The organism is Flagellatimonas centrodinii (assembly GCF_016918765.2).
In the GTDB taxonomy this organism is placed as follows: domain Bacteria; phylum Pseudomonadota; class Gammaproteobacteria; order Nevskiales; family Nevskiaceae; genus Polycyclovorans; species Polycyclovorans centrodinii.
In genome coordinates this window covers 648,787-661,396 of sequence record NZ_CP092104.1, presented here as the reverse complement: position 1 = coordinate 661,396, position 12,610 = coordinate 648,787, and the positions used below count along the sequence as shown (strand labels likewise).

Below are 12,610 nucleotides of genomic sequence, written 5' to 3'. Positions count from 1 at the left end.
GGAGGCAGAAATGTCCGAATCGCGTTTTGGCCCGGCACAGATCGCCGGCGCCCTGCTGTTGGCATGGGGAGGTCTCGCGCTGGCACCGGGCGCGTGGGCGCAAGGGAACTCGGCCGCCGATCTCACAGCGGCGACAGCCGTCTCGGCGCGCACCACCAGCTTTGATATCCCCTCGCAGGACCTCGGCACCGCCCTGGCGGAATTTGGCCGGCAGAGTGGGCAGGAGCTGTTCTTCGCGCCCGACGCCGTGGTCGGCAAGGTGGCCACCCCGGTCAGCGGCAACCTCAGCCGTGAGCAGGCCATCGAGCAATTGCTTCAGGGCACCGCATTGGAATACCTGTTCACACCTGATGGTGGGCTGATGGTGGGTGAGCCGGCCGCGGTGGAGCGGTACCAGCGGCAACTGCTCGAGCGTAGCCGCGGGCAGGGCGCTGAGGTTGCCCTTGCGGATCCCAACGCCAACGGCGAGCTGTTTGATCCGACCGTGGATACCACTCCAGCCCCGGGCGGAACCGCCGCGGTGGAGATGGCCCGACGGCGGGGCGTTGAAGAAATCATCGTCACCGGTCAGAAGCGTGAAGAGCGCTTGCAGGACGTCCCCATCGCCATCAGCGCCTTCACCATGGAAGACCTGACCAAAGGGCAGATCGCTGGTGGACCGGACCTGATCACCCAGGTCCCGAACATGACGTTCACCAAGACCAACTTCACCGGCTACAACATCCAGATTCGCGGCATCGGCACCCAGGCCATCTCGGCCACCACCGACCCCGCCGTGGCGGTGGCGATGAACAACACCACGTTCATCAGCAACCGCTTCTTCGAACAGGAGTTCTACGACCTCGAGCGGGTCGAGGTGCTGCGCGGACCACAGGGCACTCTTTACGGCCGCAACGCGACCGCCGGGGTGGTCAACCTGATCACCAATAAACCCAAGTTCGATGCCGAAGCGCGGGCGTCGCTGGACATGGGCAACTACAACAGCAGTCGATGGGAGGGCATGCTCAACATTCCGCTGCTCGAAGATACCGTCGCGTTCCGGGTCGCCGGGGCCGGCACCACGCGGGATGGCTACGCCACCAACGACATCACCGGCAGCCCCATCGATGGCCGGGACCTGTTCTCCACCCGCATGTCGTTGCGCATTCAGCCCAACGACCGGATCGATGCCATCATCACCTGGGAACACTTCGAGGAAGACGATGATCGTCTTCGCTCCGGTAAGCAGCTGTGTACCAAGGATGTCGTTACTGAAGTCGGAGGAGTGCCTCAGGACTACTTCAGTACCGATACCGCAGGGGGGCAATCAGGCGCGTTATTTGCAGGAACGCAGGCCACCTTGAGCCAGGGCTGCACACGCGGGTCGCTATACGATGCCGCCGCCTTCCAGACCCCGAATGGTCTGATGTTGCCCTACTACGTGCCATTGAGCGCCATCGGTCTGCCGACGGCGCTGGACGACCCGTATCTCAGCACCACACAGTCGCAAGATCTGCGCGCCATCGAGTCCACCATTGACCCGGTCTATCGGGCCAGTGCCGATATCGGGCATCTGCAACTCGACATCGGTCTTACCGACAGCCTGACCCTCACTTCGGAGACGGCCTACGGACTCGACAGCGCCTATTCGCTGCAGGACTTCAACCGTTTCAATACGGCGCCAGGCGCCTGGGCTACCGACGCGCTGTCCGTGGACAATGGCGTTCTTGATGAGAATGGTGTCTTCTGTGATCCCCAGCTGGGCTGCTCCGACCGTCTAGTCGGGGTTGATATCGCATCCTCGGAATCGGAACAGCTGAGTCAGGAACTGCGACTCGCCTCGGCCTTTGATGGCCCCTTCAACTTCAGTTTGGGGGCCAACTATCTGCGCTTTGATACCGAGGTGCAGTACCAGGTCTTTTTCAACTCCATCAGCCTGATCGCGGCGCGGAACCCCTATCGGTTCAATCCCGACCCACTGCCCGACGGTCCCTACGTCGCTGGTCAATCCGACAACAGTGGCTGTCTGCTCAATGGGTATGCACCCGGGAATCCGGATGACCTATACACAGTGCAAGGTTGTACCTATATCGACCCCAACTCCATCGATAGCGTCAACGACCAGGGCCACAACTATTTCCTCAGTCGAAATCCTTACGGCCTTCGATCCTATGGCCTCTTTGGCGAGACGTATTACAACATCACCGACAACCTCAAGCTGACGGCAGGTCTTCGTTGGTCCGTGGATCGGAAAACGGCGCCGCGCATTCCAACGTGGCTGTTGGTGACCGGGACTTATGGCTACCCGGTCGCTGATGTCGAGCGACAGGAATGGCGGGAGCCCACGGGTCGACTGGTCCTCGATTGGAAGCCCAATCTAAGCTTCACTGACGAGACGCTGTTGTATGGGTCTTACTCGCGCGGATACAAGGCGGGAGGCGCCAATCCTCCCGGCTTCGTGCGGTCCTACTACGCAGATCCGGGATCAGCACGGGCGGCGCAGCAGGCCTCGGCAACCCGTCCAAAAACCTTCGATGCCGAGTTCGTCAACGCCTTTGAGATCGGCACCAAGAACACGCTGTTGGACGGGCGACTGACGGCCAACCTGGCAGCGTTCTACTACGACTACACCGACTATCAGGTCTCCGAAATCGTGGATCGCTCCGCCTTCAACCGGAACTTCGACACCGAGGTGTGGGGTGCCGAGATTGAGCTGGATTGGTACGCACGTGAAAACCTGCTACTCGGGCTCAAGACCGGCTATCAGAAGACCCGCATCGCCGATGGTGAAGCTGCCGTCGATTTGATGGACCGGACTGCCGGCAATGAGGATTGGGTGGTGGTCCGGCCGTTCCCGACCATCGCCTCGAGCTGCATCCTGCCCACCATGGTGTTTCTGGACGACCCGGACAATCCGACGGAAGTGGTACCGCTTGGCGGTGTGGGAGGTGGTGGTGTGGGGGGCTGTGAAATCGCTTACGGCCAAGGTTACGACCCCGTGACGCAGCTGCCCTATGTGCCGGATCCCACCATTCAATTGAGCGATCTGACCATGGCAGAGAGGGAGGCACAGGGCCTACCCGGCGGGATTGCGCGCAGTCAACTGGACCGACATACCAACTACCCGGGCTTCGACCCTGCCACCGCGCCCAACAACGGGGAGGGATTTGCGAAGGAGCTGGGGGGCAACGAACTGCCGAATGCGCCCAACTACACGGCCACGGTATCTGCGGATTACACCATCCCGTTGTCGAGTCGCTGGCTGATGAACCTGCACACCGATCTGCACTGGCAGTCGGAATCCTGGTGGCGGGTGTTCAACGACCACGAGTTCAACCGTCTGGACGAGTACTTCACGATGAATCTGGCCGCCATCTTCGTCAATGATGTCGACGGCTGGAACATCATGGCCTACATCAAGAATGTGACTGACGAGACCGCCATTTCAGGCGCGTTCCTCAACTCCGACGACACCGGTCTGACCTCCAATGTCTTTCTGACCGAGCCCCGGTTGTTCGGCCTGCGGGTGACCAAGAACTGGAATGGCAGTGGCGTGATTCGTGGGTTTGGCGCGCGCCGCCCTGCGGACCACCGGTTCCCCCTGACCCTGGCGCTGGGCGGGCAGGTGTTGAAGATCGACGCGCCCACGACGCCGGTGGCCCCCAGCTTCGGCGATGCCTTTTCGGGGGCGCTGGATATCTTCGATGGCCCGCAGAACGAGAGCTTGAGCTGGGGGGACGGTCGCTCAATCGGCCTGACCTGGAATATGGGCGAAGGGCCATGGGCGCTTGCGGGGCAGTATCGGTTCGGAAGTACCACGGGCAAGGCAGACGCCTATGCCGAGCAATTCACTGACCCTGTGTGCACGCTGGCAGGAGGGATTCTCGAGCTGCAAAACCCGGAGATCTGCAGCGATCCGAACAGCGTCGACGGGATTGGGCAGTTCCTGCCACTCACGAACTTCTCGATTGCCAACAATGCGGCGATCTCCATACGGGACCGTGAGGCCTATCGCTTCTCCGACCTGACCCTGTGGCGAGAATGGCGTTTCGGCGGTCTGGAACGCTCCGCTGTGGGTATCGGCCTGCGGCGTGGCAGACTCGATTCCGACACAGACGTTGCGCTGAACGGGATCCCCGATTGGAACATTCCGGAGAATATCGTGGTGATTCAAGGGTTGCCGGGAAATCTGGCGACACGCACCCTGTACAACGCCGATATCGCCGTGCGCCGACAGTTCGAGGGGACCGGGCTGATGGTGAATTGGGAAGCCGCGAATCGCTTGTTTGATGGCGGGCGTTCGGGCGTTGTCGATCTGGACTGGGGGCTCACTGGCGGCATCTTGCACGGTGACCAGCGGGTGACGGTCTCCGGCCGCGAAAAGGCGCGGGTCAACGAGCTGAAGGGCGGTGATCTCATTGGATTGACGGTTGTGCCGCCGTCCCCATCGTCGATTGAGGAAACCGACATCCCTCGCAGCACGCGAACCCGTTCGGAAAACGTCCCGGTGGTGGGGGCCAGCCTGGGACTGACCTATCGGGTTGGAGGTTTCAGCATCGGCACGGCCTATCGCTGGGAGCGCTACATCGATGCCATCGATGGTGGGGCTGACACACCCGAATCCTACGATCGCACGATCAAAGGGCCCACCACGACGATCTCACTCGACTTCGGCGGTTGAGATGAATGACAGAAAATGCGGCGGGGTTCTCCCGCCGCTTTTTTTTTGGGCCATCGAAACGGTTGGCGGATAAAAAGCAGGGCATTCAAGGTGTCGCGGGCGGCCTGGCCGCGTGGCGATCTCGTTGACTAAGACGGTGCCAGCCGGATGAGATTGCCGCGCCCGCTTCGCGGGCCCGCAATGACAGCAGGGAGGACTTCGCGGATCGGCGATGAGCAGGGAGGGTTTCGCGTGCTGGCGATGTCAGCAGGGAGAGCTTCGCCGGCTGGCAATGACAACAGGCAAGGCTAGCGGGCTCGCGACGACAGCAGCGGGCTGCACAAGCTCGCGATTCCAACTGTCCGGGTTGCATCGGCCTGCAATGACCGCCACCAAGTCCGTTCGTCGGCCCCGGCACTGCGTTGGTCGTCATGTGACACCTCGGTCACATCGCGTAGGCCGAACGGAGTAGGACACCGCTGACGGGTGTTGCCATGGTTTGCGTGACCCCGGACCACTGGGGCGCACAACAACCATTCGCAAGACAGCGGAGGAGACGCATGAACGCTTCCTGGCATTCATCGGCGGCACGCGCGGCAGGGCAATCGTTTTTGAGCAGCATCGTTGTGGGCGCGGCGGTACTGATGGCGGCGCCGGTACAGGCAGGCACCATCGGTCTCGGGGTTGATACCTCGCTCGACTATCTCGCCAACCTGACCTACAGCGCCGCCTGGCGGCTGGAAGACCCGGACGCCACGCTCAACAGCAACGTCAATGGCGACGACGGCAACCGCAATTTCGCGCGCGGCGCGATGATCAACAATCGGCTGGCGGTGCTCGGCGAGTTGCACTTACGGCATCAGCAGTATGGGGCATTCGTCCGCGGCAGTGCCTTCTACGACAACGTGTACCGGCGCGACAACGATCACGACAATCCGGCGTCGGCCAACAAGGATGGCGACCCCAACGAATTCACCGATGAGGCACGCAAGTTTCTCGGCGGCCGCGCACGGCTGCTCGATGCCTACGCCTACGGCACCTGGTACCTCGGGCAGACGGCGCTGGATGTTCGGGTTGGCAACCAGGTCATTTCGTGGGGCGAGAGCTTGTTCTTTCCCAACATGAGTGGCGCGCAGTCGCCGGCGGATGCCACCAAGTCGAACGTGCCGGGCACCGAGGTGAAGGAGATTCTGCTGCCGGTGGGGCAGGTCTACCTGCAGTGGGGGCTGACGCCACGGATCAGTGTCGCCAGCTATTGGCAGTGGGAGTGGGAGTCGACCGAGCTGAACCCGGCGGGGGCCTTCTTCAGCTCCACCGATGTCATCGGGCCGGGCGCCAACACGCTGCTGATTCCGTCGCTGGCGCCGTTCGGCCTCGATCGGGTGCCGCGCGGGGATGACATCGAGCCTGATGACGAAGGTCAGTGGGGGTTGTCGACCCGCCTGCGCCTGGGCGATGCCACCGAGGTGGGCGTGCATCACATCCGCTATCACGACAAGAACCCCACCGGTGTCTTCACCCAGGTGACACCGATCGAGGTGGCGCCCGGCGTGTTTCAGCCATTGCCGGTGGGCTACAACGCGGTGTACATCGACGACATCAAGATGACCGGCGCCAGCTTCGCCTCGCAGGTGCTCGGCACGGCGGTAGCGGGGGAGCTGACCTACCGTGAAGGCGCCGGCGTCAACATCAATGTGGGCCCAACCAACTCGCCGACCCCGGGGCGTGCCGACGCCCTGCAGGCCAACCTGGGCCTGACCCGGTTGCTGCTGCCGACGGCGCTGTGGGACACGCTGACGGTGCTCGGTGAGGTGTCGTGGCTGCAGCTTCAGGATGTCGAGCCCATCGTCGTCGGCGGCGCCACCTTCGACACCCCCAGCAACGGCCACACCGCCACGGCGTATCAGTTGCTGGCGCAGTTCGGGTATCAGCAGGTGTTCCCGGGCTGGGACCTGACGCTGTCGCTGGTGCACGGGCACCTGTTCCACGGCAAGCCGGCCATCGCCGGGGCGCTCGGCAGCTTCACCGGTGAGGGCGACGAGCGCTACAGCGTTGGCGTGACCGGCAAGTACCTCGGCAACCTTGAACTGCAGGCCGCATGGAACGGCTATCGCGGCACACCGGATCTGGTGAACAAAACCCTGGCCGACCGCAGCCATGTGGCCTTCAGCGCCAAGTACAGCTTCTGAACCCGGACGGAGAAACCACATGAGAACCACGTTCATCTGCCTGCCGGCGGTTGCCTTGATCAGCCTTGTGGCCAGCCAGCCCGCATTTTCGGCGGTGTCGGCTGAAGCCGCCGCCGCACTCGGCACCACGCTGACCCCCACCGGCGCCGAGCGCGCTGCCAGCGAGGACGGCCGCATCCCCGAATGGAGCGGCAAGTGGCTGGGGGTGCCCGAGCACGTCGACTACGACGGCAAGCGCAATGCCGACCCGTACCCGGACGACGCGCCGCTGCTCACCATTACCGCGGCCAACATGGCCGAGCACGCGGCGAACCTGAGTGAGGGCCAGAAGGCCCTGTTCGCACGCTACCCCGACACCTATCGCATGGTGGTGTACCCGACGCGCCGCGATTTTCGCCACAGCGACACGGTCAACGAGAACGTGCGGCGCAATGCCACCGAAGCGTCCCTCACCAACGATGGCCTTACGCTGGTCGGTGCCTATGGCGGGCCGGCGTTTCCAATCCCGCAGACCGGAATCGAGGTGGTCTACAACATCATGACCACGGTGGGCGGTTGGATGCTCGAAGCGCCCAATGTCGGCGCGTATGTGCAGCCCAACGGTGCCGTGGCCTGGGCCCGCAACGAGCTGACGGTGTTCAATCGCTATCTGCGGGGCAACGACCGCGAAGGCTGGAACGACGGCGACGTCTATTCGCAGAGCATCAGTGCGCAGAAGGCACCGCCACGCGAGGCAGGCAAGGTGTCATTCACTGTCAACACCTTCGACTTTCTCAACGCACCGCGCCAGGCCTGGCAGTACGACCCCGGTTCACGGCGGCTGCGCAAGTCGCCGGATGTCGGGTTCGACTACCCGATGCCGGTGGGGCCGCGGGTAGTGGACGAGCAGAACGGATTCAACGGCTCGCCCGAGCGTTTCGATTGGAAGTTGGTGGGGCGGCAGGCGCTCTACGTACCGTTCCACACCAACCGGCTGGAAGACCCCGCCACGGCCTATGCCGACATCACCTCGACCACCGGGCACCCGAACCCCGATACGTTGCGCTGGGAGCTGCGACGGGTCTGGGTGGTGGAAGGCACCCTGAAGCCCGGCAACCGGCACGTCTACGGCAAGCGTGTGTTCTATGTCGAAGAGGACTCCTGGCAGCTGTCGCTGGCAGACCTGTACGACCGTCGCGGCGAGCTGTGGCGGGTCACCAACAACGCCGCCGCCTACGCCTACGATGGCCAGTTCTACTACCTCAACGCCAGCTTCTATCAGGACCTGCTGTCGGGCGCCTACAGCGCCGAGAACATCACCAGCGAAGAGCCGAGCTCGGCCCGGTTCAACCGCCGCGAGCCGCGGCCGGGCGAGTTCAGCATCGACGGGGTGCGACGTGCAGGCAACTGATCGCCCCGCGGGGTGATGGACGAGGCGCCACGGGTGGGCGCCTCGTTCGTTGTGCCCGGTGCGCTACAACAGCCGCTGCGGCGAGAACTGCACGGCTGCCGGCAGCGCCTCGGCGGCACTCACGGCGCGCGCCAGGCCGCGGTCGGCGGCAACCGGCCCGACGGCGTGGACCAGGCCCACATACAGCCGGTGCAGGATGGACGCCAGGGTCTTGTCGTCGGCGCCGCTGACGGCCCCGAAATCGCCCTGGTGCAGGCCGCCGGAGAGGATGGCGGTCTCGGGCGATTCGGCAGTTTCGATGAAATCACGCAGGGCCTCGGGTCCGGCGTGTTCCGCGGTATTGAAAAGGCGCACCGCCATTTCGCGGAACACGATGTAGGCCGGGCTGCCGATGGTGGCGCCGGTACTGGCCGGCCCCGCAGGCGGGGCGTCGCGCTGAACGTCGTACTTGAGCAATGCCTGGAACAGGGCCGACCGCAGCGCCACTGCCTGCCGCGGTGCCAGCCCCAGTTGTGCGGTCAGGGTTTGGGCGAAGTCGGTCATCGCGTTGGCCCGGTCCTTCGCATAGGTGCCGTCCCACAGGGCCAGGGCATCGCGTAGCTGGCCGCCGCCGAGCACACCGCTGAGGCCGATTTCCAGCGCACGCCGGCGCCGGGCCAGGTTCATCGGGCTGGGGCTGCTCATAGCCGCGCTCACCGTTGTCCACCGTGGGTGAGTTCTTTCTGGAACTCGGGATAGCCGATCTCGGCATGCTCGGTGTAGTCGAGGCCGCGCTGCTCGTGCAGGGTGTCGGCGCGCAGGCCGACGATCTTCTTCAAGGCATAGAACAACACCCAGGCGACCGGGAAGGCCCACAGGAAGGCACTGAAGGCGCCCACTGCCTGGATCACCACCCGCTCCGGGTTGAACAGGTCGTCGGCATAGAACAATCCGGTGGCGATCGTGCCCCAGACGCCGGCAAAGCCGTGGACCGGCACGGCCCCCACCACGTCGTCGATCTGCCAGGCATCCAGCAGCCGACTGCCCAGCACCATGATCATGCCGCCGATCAGCCCGGTCAGCACCGCGAAGCCGGTATTCATGCTGGCGCAGCCGGCGGTGATGGCCACCAGCCCGGCGATGGCGCCGTTGACCGAGTGGCTCATCAGCACCGGCGCTTTCAGCAGCCGCTGCATCAGGGTGGCGCCGACCCAACCGGCGGCGCCGGCCAGGTGCGTGTTGAGCAGCACGCCGCCGACGTCCTCGCTGGCTGCCAGGGTCGAGCCGCCGTTGAAGCCGAACCAGCCCAGCCAGAGAATGAAGCCGCCCAGCGCCACCATCGGCAGGTTGTGGCCGGGAATCGCGCGCACATCGCCGGCGCGGCCATAACGCCCCAGCCGCGGGCCCAGCACCAGCACGCCCGCCAGCGCACACCAGGCGCCGACCGAGTGCACGACTGTGGAGCCGGCAAAGTCGATAAAGCCCAGCTGCGCCAGCCAGCCCTGGCCTTCGATCCACGAGCCCCACACCCAGCTGCCGAACACCGCATAGATGAAGCCGGTCACCACCACCGAGGCCAGGGCATAGGGGAAGAAGCGCATGCGCTCGGCCACGGCGCCGGAGACGATGGTGGCCGCGGTGGCGGCAAACATGGCCTGAAACACGAAGAACATGGCGTCGGCACCGGTGTCCGGGTCATAGAAAAAGCCGGTGGTGCCGATCCAGCCACTGGGGTTGGTGCCGAACATCACGGCGAAGCCCACGGCCCAGAAGGCCAGTGCACCGACACAGAGGTCGGCGTAGTTCTTCATGATGACGTTGACGCTGTTCTTGGCCCGCGAGGTGCCGCCCTCCAGCAGCGCGAAGCCGGCCTGCATGAAGAACACCAGCGCAGCGCTGATGGCGACCCAGGCGATATCTGCGGGCGTCGACAACGGCCCGTCGGCCCAGGCAACGCCGGGCAGGGTGAGCAGGACAAGGGGCAGCGCAAACGTTGCGGCGCGAGGAACCATCGTTAGCTCCGGGTACAAGGTGGGTCGTGCCGATGCAAGAAGAAGGCCAAGCGTTGTCATTGCGAGCCTGCGAAGCGGGCGTGGCCATCTCGACTGGCGGGCGCTGCCTTCAACAACGAGATCGCCGCGCCGCTTCGCGGCTCGCGATGACAGGAGGGAGGCTTCGCGGCTCCCGATGACGGGGGGAGGCTTCGCGGCTCCCGATGACGGGAGGGAGGCTCCGCGGCTTGCGATGACGGGAGGGTGGCTGCGCGGCCCGTGACGATTGAGAATGGCTTCGCGGCTCGTGACGACAGGGAGTGGCTGCGCGGTCCGCGACGACAGGCGATGGCCCTGTCACCTTGTCCGTACTCCCGCCTTGTCCTATCGTGAGCGCCCAAGCCGGGGGTGCCTGCTGCGGCAGGCTGAGATCAGACCCTTGGAACCTGGCCGTCAATCATTGCCGGCGAGGGAAGGCTTCGTGGCGCGGCTGTGCGCCCGGTCTTCACTCGCGGGTTGCGAGGATCACCATGAGCGCTGTTCCCGACACCATTTTCAGTCGCGCCGAGGAACTCTCGGCCGATGTCCGCCGGCCGTTTCCGGCCAGCCGCAAGATTTACGTCGACGGCCCCGGCGGGCTTCGGGTGCCGATGCGCGAGATCAGCCTCAGCGCCACCGGCAGCGAACAGGGGCTGGTGCCCAACCCGCCGGTCACCGTCTATGACACCTCCGGCCCGTATACCGACCCCGATGCCGACATTGACCTGCTGAAGGGCCTGCCGGCGCTGCGGCAGCCATGGATCGAAGGGCGCGGTGATACCGAAGCCCTGCGCGGGCCCAGCTCCATCTACGGCCGCATTCGCGCCGCCGACGACAAGGCAGAGCACCTGCGGTTCGACCATATCCGTGCGCCACGACGGGCGCAGAGCGGCGCCAATGTCAGCCAGATGCACTACGCCCGCAAGGGCATCATCACGCCGGAGATGCATTTCATCGCCATCCGCGAAAATGCCCGGCTGCAGGAGTTGCGGGCAAGCTACGAAGCGGCGGGCTACCTGCGCCGCCGCCATCGGGGCGAAGCCTTTGGCGCCACCCTGCCGGAAGAAGTGACCGCCGAATTCGTGCGCGACGAAGTGGCCCGCGGCCGCGCCATCATCCCCGCCAACATCAACCACCCGGAACTGGAGCCGATGATCATCGGCCGCAACTTCCGGGTGAAGATCAACGCCAACATCGGCAACTCCGCGGTGACCAGCAGCATCGCCGAGGAAGTGGAGAAGATGGTGTGGTCGACCCGCTGGGGCGGCGACACGGTGATGGATCTGTCCACCGGCAAGCACATCCACGAAACCCGCGAGTGGATTCTGCGCAACTCGCCGGTACCGATCGGTACCGTGCCCATCTATCAGGCCTTGGAAAAGGTCGACGGCAAGGCCGAGGAGCTGACCTGGGAACTGTTCCGCGACACCCTCATCGAGCAGGCGGAGCAGGGCGTGGACTACTTCACCATCCATGCCGGCGTGCTGCTGCGGTACATCCCGTGGACCGCGGACCGCGTCACCGGCATTGTCTCGCGCGGCGGGTCGATCCTCGCCAAGTGGTGTCTGGCGCATCACAAGGAGAACTTCCTCTACACGCATTTCGAGGAGATCTGCGAGATCATGAAGGCCTACGACGTCAGCTTCTCGCTCGGCGATGGCCTCCGCCCCGGCTGCATTGCCGATGCCAATGACGACGCCCAGTTTGGCGAGCTACATACCCTGGGCGAGCTCACCCAGATCGCCTGGAAACATGACGTGCAGGTGATGATCGAAGGCCCCGGGCATGTACCGATTCAGCTCATCAAGCAGAACATGGACGAGCAGCTCAAGCACTGTTTCGAGGCGCCGTTCTACACCCTCGGGCCGCTGACCACCGACATCGCGCCGGGCTACGACCACATCACCTCCGGCATCGGCGCCGCCAACATCGGCTGGTACGGCACCGCCATGCTCTGCTACGTGACGCCGAAAGAGCACCTCGGCCTGCCGGACAAGAACGACGTGCGCGAGGGCATCATCACCTACAAGCTGGCGGCCCATGCCGCCGACCTGGCGAAGGGCCTGCCCGGCGCGCAGGTGCGCGACAACGCCCTGTCCAAGGCCCGATTCGAGTTCCGCTGGGAAGACCAGTTCAACCTCGGGCTGGACCCCGAAAAAGCGCGCGAATTCCACGACCAGACGCTGCCCCAGGAAGGCGCCAAGCTGGCGCACTTCTGCAGCATGTGCGGGCCGCACTTCTGTTCGATGAAGATTACCCAGGACGTGCGCGACTATGCCGCTAAAATCGGGGCCGATGAACAGGCGGCCCTGACCAGCGGCATGGCTGAAAAGGCCGCCGAGTTCAAACAGGCCGGTGCCGACATTTACCGCAAGGCCTGACA

At 64.4% G+C, this 12,610-nt stretch carries 6 protein-coding genes; 4 read left to right on the top strand and 2 right to left on the bottom strand.

Annotated features, from left to right (window positions below):
• Nucleotides 1-10: 10 nt before the first annotated feature.
• From JN531_RS03105 to JN531_RS03095, 3 genes are all read left to right on the top strand, one after another.
• Nucleotides 11-4,660 (top strand): TonB-dependent receptor, encoded by a 4,650-nt coding sequence (locus tag JN531_RS03105; protein ID WP_228347396.1) that lies wholly within the window; start codon nucleotides 11-13, stop codon nucleotides 4,658-4,660.
• Between the two features lie 539 nt (nucleotides 4,661-5,199).
• Nucleotides 5,200-6,828: a DUF1302 domain-containing protein gene (locus JN531_RS03100; RefSeq protein ID WP_228347395.1), complete on the top strand. Its 1,629-nt coding sequence runs from the start codon at nucleotides 5,200-5,202 to the stop codon at nucleotides 6,826-6,828.
• A 19-nt stretch (nucleotides 6,829-6,847) separates the two neighbouring features.
• Entirely contained in the window at nucleotides 6,848-8,218 is a 1,371-nt protein-coding gene (locus tag JN531_RS03095) for a DUF1329 domain-containing protein (RefSeq protein ID WP_228347394.1), read from the top strand.
• Nucleotides 8,219-8,281: 63 nt separating this feature from the next.
• Here JN531_RS03095 and JN531_RS03090 read toward each other — a convergent pair whose 3' ends face one another.
• Together JN531_RS03090 and JN531_RS03085 are read right to left on the bottom strand one after the other, a co-directional pair.
• Nucleotides 8,282-8,902, bottom strand: a complete 621-nt coding sequence (locus tag JN531_RS03090; protein WP_228347393.1) for a hypothetical protein — start codon at nucleotides 8,900-8,902, stop codon at nucleotides 8,282-8,284.
• A gap of 8 nt (nucleotides 8,903-8,910) precedes the next feature.
• Nucleotides 8,911-10,209, bottom strand: a complete 1,299-nt coding sequence (locus tag JN531_RS03085) for an ammonium transporter (RefSeq protein WP_228347392.1) — start codon at nucleotides 10,207-10,209, stop codon at nucleotides 8,911-8,913.
• 509 nt (nucleotides 10,210-10,718) lie between these two features.
• Here JN531_RS03085 and thiC point away from each other — a divergent pair.
• Nucleotides 10,719-12,608, top strand: a complete 1,890-nt coding sequence (gene thiC, locus JN531_RS03080) for a phosphomethylpyrimidine synthase ThiC (protein ID WP_228347391.1) — start codon at nucleotides 10,719-10,721, stop codon at nucleotides 12,606-12,608.
• The last annotated feature ends 2 nt before the right edge of the window (nucleotides 12,609-12,610 follow it).